Below are 19,985 nucleotides of genomic sequence, written 5' to 3'. Positions count from 1 at the left end.
AAGGCGTTCCCGGCCCGACAAGCGACGCGGAAGTCGGGTGTCCCGGCGGGGGTGACTTTCGCGTGAGAGGCCGCCCGGCGGCTCAGAGCGGCTGGCCGCGCAGGAGCCGGGGCAGGTCGCCGGTGATGCCCGCCGCCTCGCGGATCAGCCGCCGGCGCAGCCCCGGCAGGTGGTTGACGATCCCGAGGCCGAGGTCGCGGCCGAGGCGGAGCAGCGGGTTGTCGTTCGAGAACAGCCGGTTGATCCCGTCGGTCGCCGCGACGAGCGTCGCGGTGTCGACCCGGCGCCAGTCGCGATAGCCGCCGAGCACGTCCGCCGCGCCCGGATCGAGGCCGCGGCGGCGCGCCTCGGCCAGCACCTCGGCGAGGGCGGCGACGTCGCGCAGCCCGAGGTTCAGCCCCTGCCCCGCCAGCGGATGGATCCCGTGCGCCGCGTCGCCGACGAGCGCGAGCCGCGGCCCCACGATCTCCTCGGCGAGCGTGAGCCCGAGCGGATAGGAGAACCGCGCGCCCGCGAGGCTGATCGGCCCGAGGAAATCGCCGAACCGGGGCCGGAGCGCCTCCAGATAGCCCTCGGGATCGAGGCGCTGGATCGCCTCGGCCACGCGCCGCCGCTCGGTCCAGACGATCGAGGAGCGGTTGCCCGGCAGCGGCAGGATCGCGAGCGGCCCCTCGGGCATGAAGAACTGGTGCGCGACGCCCTGATGCGGGCGTTCATGCGCGATCGCGCAGACGAGCGCGCTCTGCGCGTAGTCATGGCCGCGGCGCCCGATCCCGGCCCGCCGCGCCACGCCGCTGTCGCGTCCGTCGGCGCCGACGAGAAGCGCGCCGGTCAGCCGCGTCCCATCCGCGAGCGTCACCGCCACCCCGCCCGGGACGACCTCCTGCGCGACGACGCGCGCGCTCTGGCGCGTCGTGATCTCCGGCGCGGCGTCGAGCGCGGCGAAGAGCGCGGCGCGCAGGTAGCGGTCCTCGAGCATGTGGCCCATCGGGCCCTCGTCGATCTCGCCGCCGTCGAAGCGCAGGTACCAGGGCGCGGCGCCCTCGCCCGCGCGGCCGTCGCTGATCCTGATCTCGGCGATCACCCGCGCGCGGTCCGCGACCATGTCCCAGATCCCGAGCGCGGCGAGCATGCGCCGCGAACTCAGCGACAGCGCGTAGGCGCGGCCGTCGAATTCGGGATCGGCCTGCTCGGCGCGCGCGCCGGCGTCGATCAGCGTGGAGGACATGCCGGCGGAAGCGAGCGCGAGCGCGAGCGTCGCGCCGTTCAGCCCGCCTCCAACGATCAATACGTCGCAATCCCGCGCCATGCGCTTCCCATATCTCCGCGGCCGGGCGATTGTCCACCGCGCGGCGCGCGGCTAGGCTCGCCCGATCACGATCGCGGGAGGCTCGGCATGTCGGAAACCTGGCTCTGGATGGGCGCCGCGGCGCTCGGCCGGGAAATCGAGGCGGGGGCGATCGATCCGCGCGAACTGGCGGAGGTCTATCTCGGCGCCATCGAAAGCCATCCGCAGGCGCCGGCGATCTATGCGCGCCCGACGCCCGAGCGGGCGCGCGAGGAAGCAAGCGCGGCGGCGGAACGGGCGCGGGCCGGGCTGCGCCGCGGGCCGCTCGACGGGGTGCCGGTGAGCTGGAAGGATCTCTTCGACAGCGCCGGCGTCGCGACCGAGTCGGGCTCCGCGCTTCTCGCGGGCCGGGTGCCGGAGCGCGACGCCGAGGTTCTGGCGCGGGCGACGCGCGCGGGGCTGGTCTGCCTCGGCAAGACGCATCAGACCGAACTCGCCTTCTCCGGCCTCGGGCTCAACCCCTCGACGGCGACGCCGCCCAACATCAACGATCCCGAACTCGCGCCCGGCGGCTCCTCCTCGGGCGCGGCGACCTCGGTCGCCTTCGGCCTCGCCGCGGCCGGCATCGGATCGGATACCGGCGGATCGGTGCGGGTGCCCGCGGCCTGGAACGATCTGGTCGGGCTGAAGACCACGCACGGGCTGCTCCCGCTCACGGGCGTCGTGCCGCTCTGCCCCCGGTTCGACACGGTCGGCCCGCTCTGCCGCTCGGTCGAGGACGCGGCCCTCCTGCTCGGCATCCTCGGCGCCGCGCCGGCGCCGGATCTCGCGGGCGCGACGCTCGACGGGCGGCGCTTCCTCGTGCTCGAACACGAGGCGCTCGGCAGCCGGCCCGAACCCGCGGCCGCCTTCGAGGCGGCGGTGGCCGCGCTCGAGCGCGCGGGCGCCAGCGTCGCGCGCGGCGCGCCGGACGCGGCGATCGACTGCCTGAACCTCGCCCCCGTCCTCTTCGCGAGCGAGGCCTATGCGAGCTGGGGCGAGGCGATCGAGGACGCGCCGGATCTGATCTTCGCCCCGGTGCGCGAGCGGTTCCGGGGCGGCGCCGCCTTCTCCGCCGTCGACTACATCCGGGGCTGGTCGCGGCTCGGCGACTACCGCGAAGCCTATCTCGCGGCGACGGCGGCCTTCGACGCGGTGCTGCTGCCGACGACGGCGAACATGCCGCCGAATACCGAACGGCTGCTCGCCGATCCCGAGCATTTCGCCACCGAGAACCTGCTGACGCTGCGCAACACCCGCGTCGGCAACCTGCTCGGCCTCTGCGCGCTGACGCTGCCGACGGCGACGCCCTCGGCCGGGCTCATGATGATGGCGCCGCCGGGCGCGGAGGCCGCGCTGTCGCGGCTCGGCGCGGCGGCGGAGCGGGCACTGCGATGACGGGCGCCAAGATACTGGACCGCAAGGCCGCTTGCCGCTACACTCCGGCGCCAACGGGGCGTCCATGACCCCGAGACCTTGAGGCACAGCGATGCAGTTCCCCGCGCGGTTCTCCGACCTGCCGGAATACGCGTTTCCGCGTCTGCGGGCGCTCTTGCGCGACCATCCGGCGGGTGGGCCGGATCTCGCGATGACAATCGGCGAGCCGAAGCATCCGATGCCCGCGATGATCGCCGAGACCGTCGCCGCGCACGCGCATGAATTCGCGCTCTACCCGCCCAACGACGGCACGCCCGAACTGCGGGCCGCCATCGCGGACTGGGTGGGGTTCCGCCACGGCGTGCCGATCGATCCGGAGACCGGGGTCATGCCCCTGAACGGCACGCGCGAGGGGCTCTTCAACGCCGCGCTCGCGCTCTCGCCGGAGGAGAAGGACGGGCGGGCGCCGGCGGTGCTGATGCCCAACCCCTTCTATCAGGCCTATGGCGCCGCGGCGCTCGCGGTCGGGGCGGAGCCGGTGCTCGTCCCGGCGACGGCCGCGACCGGCTTTCTGCCGGATTACGCGAGCCTGCCCGGGGAAGTGCTTGATCGCGCGACGCTCTGCTATCTCTGCTCCCCCTCCAATCCGCAGGGCGCCATCGCCTCGGAAGAGTATTGGCGCGACCTGATCGCCCTCGCGGAGCGGCACGATTTCCGGATCGTCGCGGATGAATGCTACGGCGAGATCTATCGCGAGACCCCGCCCCCGGGCGGGCTCGCGATGGCGGCGCGGGCGGGCGCCGATCCCGAGCGGGTGCTGATCGTCCAGTCGCTTTCGAAACGCTCCAACGCGCCCGGGCTGCGCTCGGGCTTCGCCGCGGGCGGTCCGCGCTCGATCGCGGCGCTGAAACGGCTCCGCGCCTATGGCGGCGCGCCGCTGCCGCTGCCGCTGCAGCGCGCGGCCACCGCGCTCTGGCGCGACGAGGCGCATGTGGAGGCGAACCGGGCGCTCTACCGCGCGAAATTCGACCTCGCGGACCGGATCCTCGGCGATTTCCCCGGCTATGTCTCGCCGCGCGCGGGGTTCTTCCTCTGGCTCGACGTCGGAGACGGCGAGGCGGCGGCGCTGCGGCTCTGGCGCGAGACGGGGGTGCGGGTTCTGCCCGGCGGCTATCTCGGCCGGGCCGGGGCGGACGGGGTCAATCCCGGCGCCCCCTACATACGCGTGGCTCTGGTGGCGCCCGAGGCGGAGGTGGCGCGCGGTCTCGGTGCGATCCGCGACACGCTCGGCGCGGGCAGGTTTTCCGAGAAGGTGGTGTGAGAGATGGCAGCGCGCAAGCAGACCAAGGTCCGGGCCCGGCTCGTCGAGACCGATACGGAGATCGCGCTGCGCCGGCGCGGCGCCGAGCTCGTCGGGCTGGTCCTGATCGGCCTCGCCGCGCTCGCCACCGCGATCATCTGGACCTATTCGCCCGACGACCCGAGCCTCTTCAGCGCCACCGACGCCGCGCCGCGCAACGCGCTCGGCCTGATCGGCGCCTCGATCGCGGATCCGCTGCACCGCGCGCTCGGCTGGGCGGCCTACGGCCTGCCGGTCGCGCTCGCGGTCTGGGGGCTCCGGCTCGTCCTTCACAGCGGGGACACGCGGATCGTGACGCGCACGATCTTCACCCCGATCGCCATGCTCGTCGCCGCCGCCTTCGCCGCGACCCATGTGCCGCTCGCGTCCTGGACGCATGACTACGGGCTCGGCGGGCTGCTCGGCGACGCGGCGCTGGGCGCCATCCTCGGCGCCCTGCCCTTCGCCATGGCCGTCTCGCTGCCCTTCGTGGCGCTTGGCCTCGGCCTGCTGTTCCTCGCCGCCTCCGGCTTCGTCCTCGGCGTGACCTGGGCGGAATTCACCGCCTTCCTGCGGATGCTGCGCGACGGATCGGTCCTGCTCTACGCGGCCCTGCTGCGGCTGACCGGCCGCGCGGTCTCGACGGCCGCCGCCGGGGCCGCGGGCGGCGCGCGGGTCGCCCGCGAGAAGGCGGCCGAGGCGCGCGCGCGCCGCGCCGACGCCGCGCAGGCGTCGCGGGTCGCCACCCCTCCCCTGTCGCGCGCCGCGGGCATTCCGCCCTTCGACCCGACCGCCCTCGGCGGCGCGTCCGAGCCTCCGGCCCCGCCGCCGCTCCGGGCCGAGCCGGCGCCGCGCGCCGAGAGCCGCGCGGCGCCCCGGCGCGGGCGCCGGGCGGCCGAGCCCGCGATGGCCGAGGAAATCGACCTGCTCGACCCCGAGGACGAGGCGGTCCCGCCGCTCGCCGCGCGCATGGTTCCCGAGGCGCCCGAGGCGAAGCCCGCCGCGCCCCGGACCGGCAAGAGCCGCGCACGGGCGCGCGCGCCCGAGCCCGGCGCCGACTTCCTTCCCGAGGCGGAGTCCGATCCGGAAGCCGAATACCAGGCGCCGCCGGTGACGCTGCTGCAGAACCCGGCGACGATCATCCGCCAGCATCTCTCGACCGACCAGCTCGAGGAGAACGCGCGGATGCTCGAATCCGTGCTCGACGACTACGGCGTGCGGGGCGAGATCACCTCGATCCGGCCCGGCCCGGTGGTGACGATGTACGAGCTCGAACCGGCCGCGGGGCTGAAGGCGAGCCGCGTCATCGGCCTCTCGGAGGATATCGCGCGCTCGATGTCGGCGCTGGCCTGCCGCGTCTCGACCATCCCGGGCCGTTCGGTGATCGGCATCGAGCTTCCGAACGACTTCCGCGAGAAGGTGCTCCTGCGCGAGATCCTCGCCGCGAAGGGCTTCAGCGACTCGGCCCACGCGCTGCCGCTCGCCCTCGGCAAGGACATCGGCGGCGAACCCGTGGTCGCGAACCTCGCCCGGATGCCGCACCTGCTGATCGCCGGCACCACCGGCTCGGGCAAGTCGGTCGCGATCAACACGATGATCCTGTCGCTGCTCTACAAGCTCGCGCCCAGGGACTGCCGGCTCATCATGATCGACCCGAAGATGCTGGAGCTCTCGGTCTACGACGGCATCCCGCATCTGCTCTCCCCCGTGGTCACCGACCCGAAGAAGGCGGTGGTCGCGCTCAAGTGGACGGTCGCGGAGATGGAGGAGCGCTACCGCAAGATGTCGAAGATGGGCGTGCGCAACATCGACGGCTACAACCAGCGCGTGAAGGACGCGCTGGAGCGCGGCGAGGGGTTCACGCGGACAGTGCAGACCGGCTTCGACGAGGAAACCGGCGAGCCGATGTTCGAGACCGAGGAATACGCGCCCGAGACCATGCCCTACATCGTCGTCATCGTCGACGAGATGGCCGACCTGATGATGGTCGCGGGCAAGGAGATCGAGGCCTGCATCCAGCGCCTCGCCCAGATGGCCCGCGCTTCCGGCATCCACCTGATCATGGCGACGCAGCGGCCCTCGGTCGACGTGATCACCGGCACGATCAAGGCGAACTTCCCGACGCGGATCTCCTTCCAGGTCACCTCGAAGATCGACAGCCGCACCATCCTCGGCGAGATGGGCGCCGAGCAGCTTCTCGGTCAGGGCGACATGCTCTACATGGCGGGTGGCGGGCGCATCACCCGCGTCCACGGTCCCTTCGTCTCCGACGAGGAGGTCGAGGACGTGGTGACGCATCTGAAATCGCTCGGCAGCCCCGACTACGATGCGGGCGTGATCGAGGGGCCGGACAGCGACGAGCAGCAGGAACTCGACCTCGTGCTCGGCCTCGGCGGCAATACCGGCGGCGACGACGCGCTCTACGATCAGGCGGTGGCGATCGTCGCGAAGGACCGCAAGTGCTCCACCTCCTACATCCAGCGCAAGCTCTCGGTCGGCTACAACAAGGCCGCGAAGCTCGTCGAGATGATGGAGGACCAGGGCGTGGTCAGCCAGGCCAACCACGTCGGCAAGCGCGAGGTGCTGGTGCCGGAGCGCTGATGGGCGCTCCGGTCCCCCCTACTCCGCCGCCCTCGGCGGGGCGGCGGGGTTGTTCGGATGGGTGGTCCAGTTCGCGTATTCGCGCTCGACCACGCGGCCGGTGCGCGGATCGACCGTCCCGGGCGTCATCGCCTCCATCGAGATGCAGCCCTCCACCGGGCAGACGTTGACGCAGAGGTTGCAGGCGACGCATTCGTCGTCCTTCACCTCGAAGACCCGCCCCGGCTTCATCGCGATCGCCTGGTGCGAGGTGTCCTCGCAGGCGGCGTAGCAGCGGCCGCAATGGATGCAGAGATCCTGGTCGATCCGCGCCTTGGCGACGTAGTTGAGGTTGAGATACTGCCAGTCGGTCACGTTCGGCACCGCCCGGCCCCGGATCGCGTCGAGCCCGGCATGGCCCTTGTCGTCCATCCATTGCGACAGGCCGGAGATCATCTCCTCGACCACCCTGAAGCCATAGGTCATCGCCGCCGCGCAGACCTGCACCGATCCCGCGCCGAGCGCGATGAACTCGGCCGCGTCGCGCCAGGTGGTGATCCCGCCGATGCCGCTGATCGGAAAGCCCGCCGTCTCCGGGTCGCGTGCGATCTCGGCCACCATGTTGAGCGCGATCGGCTTCACCGCCGGGCCGCAGTAGCCGCCATGGCTGCCCTTGCCGTCGATCGAGGGTTCCGGGCTGAACGTGTCGAGGTCGACGGAGGTGATCGAACTCACCGTGTTGATGAGCGAGACCGCGTCCGCGCCCCCGGCCCGCGCCGCGCGGGCGGGATAGCGGATGTCGGTGATGTTGGGCGTGAGCTTCACGATCACCGGCATCCGGGTGTTCGCCTTGCACCAGCGCGAGACCATCTCGATGTATTCGGGCACCTGTCCCACGGCCGAGCCCATGCCGCGCTCGCTCATCCCGTGCGGGCAGCCGAAATTGAGCTCGATCCCGTCGGCCTCGGTTTCCTCGACGAGCGGCAGGATCGCCTTCCAGCTTTCCTCGTCGCAGGGCACCATCAGCGAGACGACCAGCGCGCGGTTCCGCCAGTCGCGCTTGACCTGCTTGATCTCGCGCAGGTTCACATCGAGCGGCCGGTCGGTGATGAGCTCGATGTTGTTGAGGCCGAGCAGCCGCCGGTCCGCGCCCCAGACCGCGCCGTAGCGCGGCCCGTTGACGTTGACGATATGCGGGTCGAGGCCGAGCGTCTTCCAGACCACGCCGCCCCAGCCCGCCTCGAAGGCGCGGCGGACGTTGTACTCCTTGTCCGTCGGCGGCGCGGAGGCGAGCCAGAACGGGTTCGGTGACTTGATGCCCACGAAATCGGTGGAAAGGTCGGCCATTGACTGCTCCTAGTTGCGCGCGCGGAAGATCATCTCGACCGGCTGGATGTCGCCAGACGAGACCGCCGCCATCATGTTCGCCACCTTGACCGGCGCCCCGTCGCCGAGCAGCAGGGGCAGGCCGACGGCCGGCGGCGCCTTGCCGGCCATCTCGTCGCGGATCCGGGCGAAGAAGGCCTTCGCCACCTCGCCCCGGTCGCGGCGCGCGGCGAGCTCGAATCCCGCCGCCCCGGCCGCGGCCAGATAGGCCTCGGGCGGTTCGAGGAACGAGGCGGAGGGCTCGCTCGCCCAGGGCAGCGGAAAGGCCGGATGATCGCCGAAGCGCATCACGTCGTAGACCGCGAAGGTCCCGCCCGGGACCAGCACGCGCGCGGCCTCCGCGAAGAGCCGGGGCTTGTCGGGCAGGTTCATGCCCACGTGGAGCAGCGTCGCGAGGTCGAAGCTCGCCGCCGGGAACGGCAGGTCGAGCGCGCTACCGGTGACGAACCGGGCCTCGATCCCGAGCATCTCGCAGAGCCGCCGCGCGGTCTCGACGAAATCCGGCGTCAGATCGACGCCGGTCACCTGCGCCCCGAAGCGGGTGGCGATCATCCGCGCCGGGCCGCCGATGCCGCAGCCGATATCGAGCACGCGCGTCTCCGGCCCGATCGCGAGCTGGTCGAGCAGCGCCGTCGTCGCCTCGGCGCCGCCGATGTGGAATTCGTCGACCGCCTTCAGATGCTCCGCCGTCACCTCTCCCGCCGTCACGCCCGCCTCGGCCAGCCGCTCGAGGATGCGCTCGTGCAGCCCGGCGCCGGCGTAATGGCGCGCCACGCGCTCCTCGACGCTCATCGCCCGCCCGCCCCCGCGCATCCGACCCTGTCCCGTTCCATGAGAGCCTCCGTCGCCAGTGTGGGGACGCAGGATATCACGCCCCTGGTTCGCGACGAAGCGGGCGCGCTCATCGCTCAGTCGCGCCGGATCAGCGTGAGCTCGACCGGCGCGAGCGTCCCGGCGCGGAACGCGGCGGCGAGGTTCACGAGCTTTCCGCGCATCGCCTCCGAGACCGGCCGGGGCTCCGCCGGGGAGAGCAGCGCCGCGACGAAGGCGACGCCTTCCTCGCGCCGCTCCACCCGCGCGGCCTCGGTGAACCAGGGCGCGGCGGCGGCGAGATAGGCCTCCGGCGTCTCCGCGAACGAGCTTTCCGGCCCGTCCGACCAGGGCTGCGGCTCGGCGATCGGGCCGGGGCCCGCGCGCATGATGTCATAGATCGCGAAGGTGCCGCCGGGCCGGATCACCCGCGCCGCCTCCGCCATCGCGCCGCGCTTGTCGGCGATGTTCATGCCGACGTGCAGCATCAGCGCGTGATCGAAGGCGCGGTCGCGATAGGGCAGCGCGCGCGCGCCGCCGACGGCGAAGATCCCCGGATCCGCGCCGATCATCCGGCTGAGGTCGCGCGCGACGGCGATGAATTCCGCCGTCAGGTCCACGCCGCGGGCGAAGGCGCCCCGGCGGGCGAGCGCGCGGACCGCGCCGCCGACGCCGCAGCCGATGTCGAGCACGGCGCGCCCCTCGAGCGGGGGCATCGCGTCGAGCAGGCGTTCCACCGCCGGGGCGCCGCCGACGTGGAAGGAGCCGTAGAGCCGCGCCCCCTCCGGCGACAGGTCGCCGTCGAAGCCGCGCCCGAGATCCTCCTCGATCCGCTCGACCAGCCCCATGCCGCCGTAATAGGCCGCGACCCGGGCCTCGACGCCCGAGAGTTCCACCGTTTCCGCCTCCATGCTCACGCCGGGGCCTCCCGTCCGTCGCGCGCGCCGGGGCTCAGCCCATCAGCGCGCGGTGAATGTCGATCGCGGCGTCGCGGCCCTCGGCCACCGCCGTCACCGTCAGGTCGTCGCCGCCCGAGGCGCAGTCGCCCCCCGCCCAGACGCCCTTCACGCTGGTCTGCCCCGGCCCGGTGACGCGGATCTTGCCGCCCTCGAGTTCGAGCTTGCCCGGCACGTCGGGTCCGAGCGTCTGGCCGATCGCGGTCAGGAGCTGGTCAGCCTTGAGCGTGAATGTCTCGCCGGTCTCGCGCAGGCCCTTCGGCCCTTCCTCGACATAGGCGCATTCGACCTCGCGCACCGCGCCATTGCCCTTCACCTTCACCGGGACGACGCCGCAGAGGATGCGCACGCCGTGGCCGGCGGCGAGATCCTGTTCGTATCCGGAGGCCGACATCTTCCCGCGGGACCGCCGGTAGAGGATCGTCACCTCCTCCGCGCCGAGGAGCTTCGACTGGACCGCGGCGTCGATCGCGGTCATCCCGCCGCCGACCACGACGACGCGCCGCCCGACCGGAAGCCGCGCCAGATCATCGGACTGCCGCAGCTCGGCGATGAAATCGACCGCCGGCCGGACGCCGTCGCGATGCGTGCCCTTCGCCGCCAGCGCGTTCACGCCGCCGAGGCCGATCCCGAGGAAGACCGCGTCGAACCGCGCGCGCAGATCCCTCAGCGTGAGATCCCCGCCGAGCGCCGCGCCGTATCTGACCTCGATCCCGCCGATCCCGAGCAGCCAGTCGAGTTCGGCCTGGGCGAAGCCGCCCGGCGCCTTGTAGGCGGCGATGCCGAATTCGTTGAGGCCGCCGCCCTTCGGGCGCGCGTCGTGGAGCGTGACGGCGTGGCCGAGCAGCGCGAGCCGGTGCGCGCAGGCGAGCCCCGCGGGTCCCGCGCCCACCACGGCGACGGCCCGGCCCGTCGGCGCCGCGCGCCGGAAGGGATGGCCGGGCCGCGCCATCGCGACGTCGGTGGCGTGGCGCTGCAGCCGGGCGATCTCCACCGGCCGCCCCTCGGCCGCCTCGCGCACGCAGGCCTCCTCGCAGAGCGTCTCGGTCGGGCAGACGCGGGCGCACATGCCGCCGAGGATGTTCTGGCTCAGGATCGTATGCGCCGCCGCCTCGGGCGTCCCGGTCGCGATCTGGCGGACGAAGAGCGGGATGTCGATCGCGGTGGGACAGGCCGCGACGCAGGGCGCGTCGTGGCAGAAATAGCACCGGTCCGCCGCGACCAGCGCCTCGTGCGGCGTGAGCGGCGGCGCGAGGTCGGCGAAATTCGCGGCGATCTCCTCGGCGGGCAGGCGTCCCGGGGCGATGCCCAGGGTCCTCGGTGTGGGTATCATGGACCTCTCCCGACGCGCGTGGCAGTCAACGGGCGACGCTGGCACAGGCCCCATTTTTGATCAACCGGTAAAACAGGCGCCTCGCGGCGCCGATCCGCGGCGGCTCGCGTCGCGAGCAATCCTGCCCAAATTCCAGGCAAAAGCCGATTCACGCCCGACTCCCGCGCCTTCGTGACTCGCCAGCCCGTTGCCTCGCGGACCGCGCCGCGCCTATGGCTTGGATCCCCGCAAAGGCCCGAGAGACCACCCCGATGCAGATGCGCCCGCCACCCCTTCGCCTCCAGCGCGCCCAGGGGCGCGCCGAGGTCGCCATGGAGGTCTCGCGCGGGGCCAGCCGGCTCCGCCGGCTCTACCAGGAGGGCTGCGCCAAGGCGCTGCTGCCGCGCGCGCACGGGCCGACGCCCGAGGCGATCCTGATCAACACCTCGGGCGGGATCACCGGCGGCGACCGGCTCGCCTACGCGGCGGCGGTCGGCGCGAGGGCCGAGCTCACCGTGACCACCCAGGCGGCGGAACGGATCTACCGCTCGACGGGCGAGGCCGGGACGCTCGACGTAACGCTCTCCGTCGGTCCCGGCGCGCGGCTCGACTGGCTGCCGCAGGAGACGATCCTCTTCGAGGGCGGCCGGCTCGTCCGGCGCCTCTCGGCGGAGATGGCCGAGGATGCGCGGCTCACGCTCCTCGAGACCGTGGTGCTCGGCCGCGCCGCGATGGGCGAGACGCTGCGCGACGCGTCGATCACCGATCACTGGCGGATCAGCCGGGGCGGCCGGCTCGTCCACGCCGAGGCGCTGCGGCTCGGTCCCGACATCACCGTCGGCTCGCGGGGCCGCGCCACGCTCGGCGGCGCGCGCGCCTTCGCGACGCTCGTCCATCTCGCGCCCGGCGCCGAGGACCGGCTCGGCGAGGTCCGGGCGCTGCTCGCCGGGGTCGATCTTCAGGCCGCGGCCTCGGCCAAGCCCGGGATCCTGATCCTGCGCTTCCTCGCGCCGGACGCGGCGCCCTTGCGCGAAGCGCTGTTCCGCCTTTTGATGGGCTTCCGCGGGACGCCGCTTCCCCGCGTCTGGTCGCTCTGAACCGAAAGCCGCGAAAGGCCCGACCCAATGAACCTGACTCCCCGTGAAAAGGACAAGCTCCTGGTCTCGCTCGCCGCCATGGTGGCGCGGAACCGGCTGGCCCGCGGCGTCAAGCTCAACCATCCCGAGGCGATCGCCCTCATCACCGATTTCGTCGTCGAGGGGGCGCGCGACGGGCGGCAGGTCGCCGAGCTGATGGAGGCCGGCGCCCATGTGGTGACCGCCGCGCAATGCATGGAGGGCGTGCCGGAGATGATCCACGACGTCCAGGTCGAGGCGACCTTCCCCGACGGCACCAAGCTCGTCACCGTGCACAGCCCGATCCGCTGATCCCGAAGCCAAGGAACCCGCCCATGCGACGCAGCCTTCCCCTTCTGGCCTTCCTTCTCTCGCCCGCGGCGGCGATGGCCCATACCGGGCTCGGGGCGCATGGCGCGCCCTTCGCGTCCGGCTTCCTTCACCCGTTCCTCGGCGCCGACCACATGCTCACCATGGTCGCCGTCGGCATCCTCGCCGCGATGACCGGCGGGCGCGCGGCCTGGGCCTATCCGGCGAGCTTCGTGGGCGCGATGCTGCTCGGCGGCCTCCTCGGCTTCGACGGCGCCGCCCTCCCGGTGGCCGAGCCGGCCATCCTCGCCTCCGTCGTGGTGCTCGGCGCCGCGGTCGCCTTCGCGTCGCGCCCGCCGCTGCCGCTCGCCTGCGGCGTCATCGGCCTTTTCGGCGTCGCGCATGGCTACGCCCACGGGCTGGAGGGGCCGGCGCTGGGTGGCCCCGCCTACGCGGCCGGCTTCGTGATCGCCACGGCGGCCCTGCATGGGCTGGGGCTCGGCCTCGGCTTCGCCGCCGGCGCGCTCGGACGGCCATCCCTCGCCCGGACGCTCGGCGGGCTGACCGCGGCCGCCGGCCTCGTTCTGGCGCTCGGCTGAGGGGGTGCCCATGATCCCCGGAGAGATCTTCCCCGCCGAGGGCGACATCGAACTGAACACGGGCGCGACGGCGATCAGCCTCACCGTCGCCAATACCGGCGACCGTCCCGTCCAGGTCGGCAGCCACTACCACTTCGCCGAGACCAACCCGGGCCTCGCCTTCGACCGCGAGGCGGCGCGGGGCATGCGGCTCGACATCGCGGCCGGAACGGCGGTGCGGTTCGAACCGGGCCAGACCCGCGACGTGCGCCTGGTGCCGATCGGCGGGGCGCGCAGGGTCTACGGCTTCAACCAGAAGGTCATGGGGCCGCTCTGACGCGCGCTCCGGGGAGGACGGCACCATGGGCGAGACCCGCGACTACCACGGCTCCTGCCAGCGCGGCGCCGCGGCCTGAGATGGCCGCCCGCGCGCTACTCCACGCTCGGCAGCGGCGGCAGGGTCCGCAGATAGAGGACCGTCGCCGTCAGGTCGTCGGGCGTCATCTTCGCGAGCCAGGCGTAGGGCATGGGCGGCAGCATCTTCGACCCGTCGGGGCGAACCCCCTGGGTGATCATCGTCCGGATCTCGTCGTCGGTGAAATCCGCGAGCCCGTCCTTGCCCGAGGTGATGTTGGCCGAGATCGAGACGCCCCAGGGGCCGGGGAACCTGAACCCGCCCTGACCGAGATGCCCGTCATACATCGGCCCCGTCGGTCCCATCGGCGTATGGCATTCGAGGCAGTGGCTGACCGGCCCGGCCATGTAGGCGCCGTATTCGGCGGTCGGACCGCGCGGAATGTCGGCGACATGCCCGACCGGCGGGCCATAGGCCGGCGGCAGCGGGATGTGATAGACCGACTCCGGCACCGTGTGCTCGATCGGCTTCAGCGTGCGCAGGAAGGCGACGATCGCGGCGACGTCGGTATCCGACAGGCCCCGGTAGAGGCTGATGGGCATGGGCGGGCCGATCAGGCCGCCGTCCGGGCGCAGCCCCTCGCGGATCGCGCGCGCCAGCTCCGCGTCGGTCCAGCCGCCGACCTCGCCCGCGGGGGTGATGTTGGGCGGATAGGCCGTCATCGTCTCGTCGTCGATCACCGGGCCGCCGCCGGCGAGCTCCAGGCTCATGTCCGGACCATTCGGCCCCTGGGGCGTGTGGCAGTTGCCGCAACTCATCGGCCCGCGCACGAGGTATTCGCCGCGTTCGACCGGCGTCTCGGCCCGCGCCGCCACGCCGAGGCAGAGACCGGCGCAGGCGCCGGCCAGCATCGATTTCCAGATCATCCGTCCCTCCCTGGCCGGGCTCGCCGCGACGCGGTCTCCCCGCGCTCCGCGACGGCCGCGGTTGGTCCGCGGATGCTAGCGCGATCGGCCGATTCCCGCCATCGGAGTCACGACGCGGCCCCCGAGCGGGCGGCCGCCTGAAATCCCGGCGGCGCGCAGGGCGCCCGCCTTCGCCCGAGAGGATCCCATGCCCCAGAAGATCTCCCGCGCCGCCTACGCCGACATGTACGGGCCGACCACCGGCGACCGGCTCCGGCTCGCCGATACCGACCTCTTCATCGAGGTCGAGCGCGACCTCACGACCTATGGCGAGGAGGTGAAGTTCGGCGGCGGCAAGGTGATCCGCGACGGCATGGGCCAGTCCCAGGCGACGCGGGCCGAGGGCGCGGCCGACACGGTGATCACCAACGCGCTGATCCTCGACTGGTCGGGGATCTACAAGGCGGACGTGGCGATCCGCGACGGCCGGATCGCGGCGCTGGGCAAGGCGGGGAACCCGGATACGCAGCCCGGCGTCGACATCGTCATCGGCCCCGGCACCGAGATCATCGCGGGCGAGGGCCGGATCCTGACGGCGGGCGGTTTCGACGCGCACATCCACTTCATCTGCCCGCAGCAGATCGAGGACGCGCTGCACGCGGGGCTGACGACGATGCTGGGCGGCGGCACCGGCCCGGCGCATGGCACGCTCGCCACGACCTGCACCCCCGGCCCCTGGCACATCGGGCGGATGATGCAGGCGGTCGACGGCGTGCCGATGAACATCGGCATCGCCGGCAAGGGCAACGCCTCGCTGCCGGGCGCGCTCGTCGAGATGGTCGAGGGCGGCGCCTGCGCGCTGAAGCTGCACGAGGACTGGGGCACGACGCCCGCGGCGATCGACTGCTGCCTCTCCGTCGCCGACGACATGGACGTGCAGGTGATGATCCACACCGACACGCTCAACGAATCGGGCTTCGTCGAGGACACGATCGCCGCCTTCAAGGGCCGCACCATCCACGCCTTCCACACCGAGGGCGCGGGCGGCGGCCACGCGCCCGACATCCTGAAGGTCGCGGGCCTGCCGAACGTCATCCCGTCGAGCACCAACCCGACCCGGCCCTACACCGTGAACACGCTCGAGGAACACCTCGACATGCTCATGGTCTGCCACCATCTCGACAAGTCGATCCCCGAGGACGTGGCCTTCGCCGAGAGCCGGATCCGGAAGGAGACGATCGCGGCCGAGGACATCCTGCACGACATGGGCGCGCTCTCGATCATCTCGTCGGACAGCCAGGCGATGGGACGCATCGGCGAGGTGATCATCCGCACCTGGCAGACCGCGCACAAGATGAAGACCCAGCGCGGGCGCCTCCCCGAGGAGACCGGCGACAACGACAACGCCCGCGTGAAGCGCTACGTCGCGAAATACACGATCAACCCGGCGATCGCGCATGGCGTCAGCCGCGACATCGGCTCGATCGAGCCCGGCAAGCGCGCCGATCTCGTGCTCTGGTCGCCGGCCTTCTTCGGCGTGAAGCCGGAGATGGTGCTGATGGGCGGCGTGATCGTCGTGGCGCAGATGGGCGATCCGAACGCCTCGATCCCGACGCCGCAGCCGGTCTATACCCGGCCGATGTGGGGCGCGATGGGCCGCTCGGTCGAGCGCAACGCGGTCATCTTCACCTCCGCCGCCGCCGCGGCCTCGGACCTGCGCGGCAGGCTCGGCCTCGCGAAGGAGATGCTCCCGGTCGAGAACACGCGCGGCGGCATCGGCAAGGCGGCGATGAAGCTCAACGACGCCTGCCCGGTGCTCGAGATCGACCCCGAGACCTACGAGGTCCGCGCCGACGGCGAATTGCTGACCTGCGAGCCGGCGCGCGAACTGCCGATGGCGCAGCGCTACTTCCTGTTCTGAGCCGGGCGTTCCGAAGGGCGGCGCGGGATCAGCCGCCCAGCGTCCGGTCCTGCTCGCCGAACCAGGCGAGGGCGGATCCGAACTGGTCCGGCTGATAGTCGGGCCAGTATTCGTCGCGCACGTAGATGTCGGCGTAGACGGACTGGACCGGAAGGAAGCCGCTCAGCCTCCGGCCGCCGCCCCAGCGCACGACGAGGTCGATCCGCGACACCGCGGCCGACTTCAGCCCGCCGTCGGCGAGCCCGGCGAGATCCCATTCCCAGCCGTAGTTGACGAGGAGATTGACCTTCATCCCGTCGCCCTGGCGCGTCAGGAAGCATCTCAGCTCCTCGGGAAACTGGGCGGACTCGGGATCCCCCACCACGAGCAGCGCGGCGCCCCGCCGCGAGACCTCGTTCGCGAAGGCGACGCAGGCGGCCCGGAACGCGCGGGACTGCGCGCTCGGGCGGCGGGTATTGTCCTGGGTGAAGCCGTAGATCGAGGCTTCCGGGATCCCGATCCTGCGGCATTCCTCGAAGAGGTGGAGGCCGGGCTCGATGCCATGGGCGTACCCCTCCTCCCGGGCGAGCCCCCGTCCATTGGCCCAGCGTCGGTTTCCATCGGGAATGATCCCGATATGCGTGGGGATCCGAGCTTTCGCCATGGTGAGCCTTCCGTTTCCAGCCCCGTCCAACCCGGCCCTCCCGGAAAGGTTCCCTCGCCCGCTCCGCCTCCGGGCCGATGGCCTGGGATGCCACGATGCCGCCATCGCGCATGCCGGCTATGCGCGATGTTGCGTTGCAGCGAGGGCGCGGACGCGCCATCTTCCGGGTCAAGGGAGGAAATCTCACCTGCCAATCAGGAGGTTTCCAAATGGCATACGAAATCACGTCTTCCGCCGCGCTCCGGCCCGGCATCCTCGCCCGGCTGGGCGACGGCCTCTTCGACGCGCTCGTCAGGATCGCGGAACGCTCCTCGCTCGCGGCCCGCGCCCGGCTCGCCGCGCGGCTCCATGAGAAGAGCGACGCGGAACTCGCGGAACTCGGCATCGACCGTGACCGGATCGCCCATTTCGCCTTCGGCGGCTACGCGATGCTCTGACACGACGGGGGAGCGAAGGGGCTCCGCCCCCTTCCCCCGGCCGAAGCCGCGCGTTTCCCCGTTCCCCGGCGTCGCGGTCCCGCCTATGCTCGAGTCGGTTTCAACGAAGACACCACAGGGGGACATCATGATCCGTCTTCGCATTTCCGCCGGCCGGGGCCTCTCGGCGGGGGCGGCGCTGCTCGCGCTCGGCCTCGTCGCCGGATGCCAGGACCAGCCGGCCGAGCTCGGGGCCGCCGCGCCGGAACAGCCGCAGGGCGGCGGAGCCGCGGCGACGATGGGCCCCGACTTCTGCGAGACGACACCGACCGATCCGACGCTCCAGAACGAATGGGATCGGATGTGCATGCCGAACCGGTAGCAGAGACGCGCTCCGGCGCACGTTTTTGTGCGTGCGCCGAAGTAGTCGCCCTCTCGACCGCGCTCGCTTCCGCTGGAATAATTGCCCGGTCTTTTCCGGAGGGGAATTGAGGATGCGATCCTTTCGATTGGTACTTCTCGGCTGCGTCGCCGCGACCGGCCTCGCGGCCTGCGCGCAGATCACGCCGGTGACCGACGCGGACCGGCAGACGCCGAACAGGGGCGGTTCCGCCGGCCAGATGGGGCCGGGCTACTGCCAGACGCTGCCCGCGGATGTGAGCGACCGCATGCAGTGGAACCAGCTCTGCTTCCCCAACGACTAGGCGCGCTGCCCGCGGGGGTAACGATGATGCCTCGCGGGCTCTCGACCCGGCGGCGGAAGGTTGCGATAGTGCCCCGGTCCCGTCCCAGCCTTCCGGAGCGCGAACAGCCCGCATGACCCGCCAGATCACCCGCCGCGTCGAGCGCGGCCTCGGCCCGCTGCCCGATGCCGACCGCGTCACGCTCGACTACGAGGGCCGCTTCCTGCGCCGCAGGACGCTCGCCACCGCCTCCGGCGCGAGCCTGCTCGTCGACCTCGCCGAGACCGTGTCGCTCGAGGCCGGCGACGCCTTCGTGACCGAGGACGGCGCGCGGATCGCGATCGAGGCCGCGGCCGAGCCGCTGGTCGAGGTCCGGACGGTCCCGGGCGGGCTGGCGCGGCTCGCCTGGCACATCGGCAACCGCCACACGCCGGCCGAGATCGCCGCCGACCACCTGCTGATCCGCCGCGACCACGTGCTCGAGGCGATGCTGACCCGGCTCGGCGCGCGGCTGACGCCGGTGCTCGCGCCCTTCCGGCCGGAGGGCGGCGCCTATGGCACCGGGCGGACCCATGGCCACCACCACGGCGGCGCGACCGACGATCCGCGCGGGACGGGCCACGGCCCCCGCGCCCATGCCTGAGAGCGCGATGGCCGATCCCGCGCCCGACGCGACGCGCGCCCTGCCCGATCCGGCGCAGATCCTCGCGAGCTGGTTCTCGCCCGCCTATCCGGTCGGCGCCTACAGCTATTCGCACGGGCTCGAATGGGCGGTGGAGGCGGGCGAGGTCATGGGCCGCGCCGGTCTCGCCGACTGGGTCGCGGACCTGCTCCGCCACGGCGCGGGCTGGAGCGACGCGGTGCTGCTCGCCGCGACCTTCCGCGCCGGGGATCCCGCCCCGCTCGCCGCGCTGGCCGAGGCGCTGGCGCCCTCCTCGGAGCGGCTCCTGGAGACGATGGCGCAGGGCGGCGCCTTCGCACGGACCACGGCGGCGGTCTGGGGGATCGCGCTGCCGCCGATGGCCTATCCCGTCGCCGTCGGCCGCGCCGCGCGGCTGCTCGGCCTGCCGCTCCGCCCGGCGCTGACGCTCTACCTCCAGGGCTTCGCCGCGAACATCGTCTCGGCCGGCGTCCGGCTCGTCCCGCTCGGCCAGACCGACGGGCAGCGGATCACGGCGGACCTGATGCCGCTCTGCGCGGAACTCGCCGCGCGGGCGGAAGGCGCGTCGCTCGACGAGATCGGCGGCTCGGCGCTCCGCGCCGATCTCGCCGCGATGCTGCACGAAACCCAGTACACGAGGCTCTACCGCTCATGACCGCTCCCGCGAAATCCCCCCACGGCCCGCTCCGCGTCGGCATCGGCGGCCCGGTGGGCGCCGGCAAGACCGCGCTGATGGACCAGCTCTGCAAGCGGATGCGCGACAAGTGGTCCGTCGCGGCGATCACCAACGACATCTACACCCGCGAGGACGCCGAATTCCTGATGCGGAGCCAGGCGCTGCCGCTCGAACGCATCGTGGGCGTCGAGACCGGCGGCTGCCCGCATACCGCGATCCGCGAGGACGCCTCGATCAACCTCGCCGCCGTCGACGACCTGGTGAAGCGCTTTCCCGATCTCGACGTGATCCTGATCGAATCGGGCGGCGACAATCTCTCCGCGACCTTCTCGCCGGAACTCGCGGACATCACGCTCTACGTGATCGACGTCTGCGCGGGCGACAAGATCCCGCGCAAGGGCGGGCCGGGCGTCACCCGCTCCGACCTGCTCATCATCAACAAGACCGACCTCGCGCCCCATGTCGGCGCCAGCCTGGAGGTGATGGAGCGCGACTCCCGCCGGATGCGCGGCGAGCGGCCGTTCCAGTTCTGCGAGATCAGGAACGGCGTCGGCGTGCCCGAGGTGATCGCCTTCATCGAGACCGCCGGCGGCCTCGGCGTCGGCGTCTCCGCCCCGGCGGAGTGAGCGCGGGCGG

The 19,985-nt window shown here is 72.4% G+C and carries 21 protein-coding genes; 14 read left to right on the top strand and 7 right to left on the bottom strand.

Going from position 1 to position 19,985, the window contains the following annotated elements; translation table 11 throughout:
* Nucleotides 1-82 precede the first annotated feature (82 nt).
* Nucleotides 83-1,309, bottom strand: coding sequence for an FAD-dependent monooxygenase (locus FJM51_RS03615; protein ID WP_140452745.1), 1,227 nt, complete (start codon nucleotides 1,307-1,309; stop codon nucleotides 83-85).
* An 87-nt stretch (nucleotides 1,310-1,396) separates the two neighbouring features.
* Here FJM51_RS03615 and FJM51_RS03610 point away from each other — a divergent pair, with 87 nt between their 5' ends.
* The 3 genes from FJM51_RS03610 (at nucleotide 1,397) to FJM51_RS03600 (ending at nucleotide 6,644) form a co-directional block, all read left to right on the top strand.
* On the top strand, nucleotides 1,397-2,725 hold the full coding sequence (locus FJM51_RS03610; protein ID WP_140452744.1) for an amidase: 1,329 nt from the start codon (nucleotides 1,397-1,399) through the stop codon (nucleotides 2,723-2,725).
* Between the two features lie 91 nt (nucleotides 2,726-2,816).
* On the top strand, nucleotides 2,817-4,025 hold the full coding sequence (locus FJM51_RS03605; RefSeq protein ID WP_140452743.1) for an aminotransferase class I/II-fold pyridoxal phosphate-dependent enzyme: 1,209 nt from the start codon (nucleotides 2,817-2,819) through the stop codon (nucleotides 4,023-4,025).
* A gap of 3 nt (nucleotides 4,026-4,028) precedes the next feature.
* Nucleotides 4,029-6,644 carry a DNA translocase FtsK gene (locus FJM51_RS03600; protein WP_140452742.1) on the top strand — a complete coding sequence of 872 codons (2,616 nt, stop codon included), beginning with the start codon at nucleotides 4,029-4,031 and terminating at the stop codon, nucleotides 6,642-6,644.
* Nucleotides 6,645-6,662: 18 nt separating this feature from the next.
* Here FJM51_RS03600 and preA read toward each other — a convergent pair whose 3' ends face one another.
* From preA to FJM51_RS03580, 4 genes are all read right to left on the bottom strand, one after another.
* Nucleotides 6,663-7,970: an NAD-dependent dihydropyrimidine dehydrogenase subunit PreA gene (preA, locus tag FJM51_RS03595; RefSeq protein ID WP_140452741.1), complete on the bottom strand. Its 1,308-nt coding sequence runs from the start codon at nucleotides 7,968-7,970 to the stop codon at nucleotides 6,663-6,665.
* Nucleotides 7,971-7,979: 9 nt separating this feature from the next.
* Nucleotides 7,980-8,801, bottom strand: a complete 822-nt coding sequence (locus tag FJM51_RS03590) for a class I SAM-dependent methyltransferase (protein WP_140452740.1) — start codon at nucleotides 8,799-8,801, stop codon at nucleotides 7,980-7,982.
* Nucleotides 8,802-8,917: 116 nt separating this feature from the next.
* On the bottom strand, nucleotides 8,918-9,730 hold the full coding sequence (locus FJM51_RS03585) for a class I SAM-dependent methyltransferase (protein ID WP_233712976.1): 813 nt from the start codon (nucleotides 9,728-9,730) through the stop codon (nucleotides 8,918-8,920).
* Nucleotides 9,731-9,770: 40 nt separating this feature from the next.
* On the bottom strand, nucleotides 9,771-11,108 hold the full coding sequence (locus tag FJM51_RS03580) for an NAD(P)-dependent oxidoreductase (RefSeq protein ID WP_140452738.1): 1,338 nt from the start codon (nucleotides 11,106-11,108) through the stop codon (nucleotides 9,771-9,773).
* 251 nt (nucleotides 11,109-11,359) lie between these two features.
* Here FJM51_RS03580 and FJM51_RS03575 point away from each other — a divergent pair, with 251 nt between their 5' ends.
* Genes FJM51_RS03575 through FJM51_RS03560 form a run of 4 tightly spaced genes read left to right on the top strand, consistent with a single transcriptional unit; the run spans nucleotide 11,360 to nucleotide 13,426 of the window.
* Nucleotides 11,360-12,184, top strand: coding sequence for an urease accessory protein UreD (locus tag FJM51_RS03575; RefSeq protein WP_140452737.1), 825 nt, complete (start codon nucleotides 11,360-11,362; stop codon nucleotides 12,182-12,184).
* A 27-nt stretch (nucleotides 12,185-12,211) separates the two neighbouring features.
* A complete protein-coding gene (locus FJM51_RS03570) occupies nucleotides 12,212-12,514 on the top strand; it encodes an urease subunit gamma (protein WP_140452736.1) in 303 nt (100 codons plus the stop codon).
* A gap of 23 nt (nucleotides 12,515-12,537) precedes the next feature.
* Nucleotides 12,538-13,110, top strand: coding sequence for a HupE/UreJ family protein (locus FJM51_RS03565; RefSeq protein ID WP_140452735.1), 573 nt, complete (start codon nucleotides 12,538-12,540; stop codon nucleotides 13,108-13,110).
* A 10-nt stretch (nucleotides 13,111-13,120) separates the two neighbouring features.
* Nucleotides 13,121-13,426, top strand: coding sequence for an urease subunit beta (locus FJM51_RS03560; protein ID WP_140452734.1), 306 nt, complete (start codon nucleotides 13,121-13,123; stop codon nucleotides 13,424-13,426).
* A 95-nt stretch (nucleotides 13,427-13,521) separates the two neighbouring features.
* On the opposite strand, the gene FJM51_RS03555 is transcribed toward FJM51_RS03560, so the two are convergent.
* Nucleotides 13,522-14,370 carry a c-type cytochrome gene (locus FJM51_RS03555; protein WP_140452733.1) on the bottom strand — a complete coding sequence of 283 codons (849 nt, stop codon included), beginning with the start codon at nucleotides 14,368-14,370 and terminating at the stop codon, nucleotides 13,522-13,524.
* A gap of 187 nt (nucleotides 14,371-14,557) precedes the next feature.
* Between FJM51_RS03555 and ureC the strand changes: the two genes are divergently transcribed.
* A complete protein-coding gene (ureC, locus tag FJM51_RS03550) occupies nucleotides 14,558-16,270 on the top strand; it encodes an urease subunit alpha (RefSeq protein WP_140452732.1) in 1,713 nt (570 codons plus the stop codon).
* A gap of 28 nt (nucleotides 16,271-16,298) precedes the next feature.
* Here ureC and FJM51_RS03545 read toward each other — a convergent pair whose 3' ends face one another.
* Nucleotides 16,299-16,913, bottom strand: coding sequence for an undecaprenyl diphosphate synthase family protein (locus FJM51_RS03545; RefSeq protein WP_140452731.1), 615 nt, complete (start codon nucleotides 16,911-16,913; stop codon nucleotides 16,299-16,301).
* Between the two features lie 209 nt (nucleotides 16,914-17,122).
* On the opposite strand from FJM51_RS03545, the gene FJM51_RS03540 reads away from it, so the two are divergent.
* From FJM51_RS03540 to ureG, 6 genes are all read left to right on the top strand, one after another.
* Nucleotides 17,123-17,350, top strand: coding sequence for a hypothetical protein (locus tag FJM51_RS03540; RefSeq protein ID WP_140452730.1), 228 nt, complete (start codon nucleotides 17,123-17,125; stop codon nucleotides 17,348-17,350).
* Between the two features lie 127 nt (nucleotides 17,351-17,477).
* Nucleotides 17,478-17,711, top strand: coding sequence for a hypothetical protein (locus tag FJM51_RS03535; protein WP_140452729.1), 234 nt, complete (start codon nucleotides 17,478-17,480; stop codon nucleotides 17,709-17,711).
* A 112-nt stretch (nucleotides 17,712-17,823) separates the two neighbouring features.
* Nucleotides 17,824-18,033, top strand: coding sequence for a hypothetical protein (locus FJM51_RS03530; protein WP_140452728.1), 210 nt, complete (start codon nucleotides 17,824-17,826; stop codon nucleotides 18,031-18,033).
* Nucleotides 18,034-18,145: 112 nt separating this feature from the next.
* Complete coding sequence (locus tag FJM51_RS03525) at nucleotides 18,146-18,655, top strand: urease accessory protein UreE (protein WP_140452727.1); 510 nt, start codon at nucleotides 18,146-18,148, stop codon at nucleotides 18,653-18,655.
* A gap of 7 nt (nucleotides 18,656-18,662) precedes the next feature.
* Complete coding sequence (locus FJM51_RS03520; RefSeq protein ID WP_140452726.1) at nucleotides 18,663-19,328, top strand: urease accessory protein UreF; 666 nt, start codon at nucleotides 18,663-18,665, stop codon at nucleotides 19,326-19,328.
* Nucleotides 19,325-19,975: an urease accessory protein UreG gene (gene ureG, locus FJM51_RS03515; protein ID WP_140452725.1), complete on the top strand. Its 651-nt coding sequence runs from the start codon at nucleotides 19,325-19,327 to the stop codon at nucleotides 19,973-19,975. The genes FJM51_RS03520 and ureG overlap by 4 nt, the downstream gene beginning before the upstream one ends.
* Nucleotides 19,976-19,985: the final 10 nt, after the last annotated feature.

Origin of the sequence: Amaricoccus solimangrovi (assembly GCF_006385685.1) — a bacterium.
Taxonomy (GTDB): domain Bacteria; phylum Pseudomonadota; class Alphaproteobacteria; order Rhodobacterales; family Rhodobacteraceae; genus Amaricoccus; species Amaricoccus solimangrovi.
Note: the sequence above shows the minus strand (reverse complement) of the source record. Positions and strands in the feature narration are given on the sequence as shown.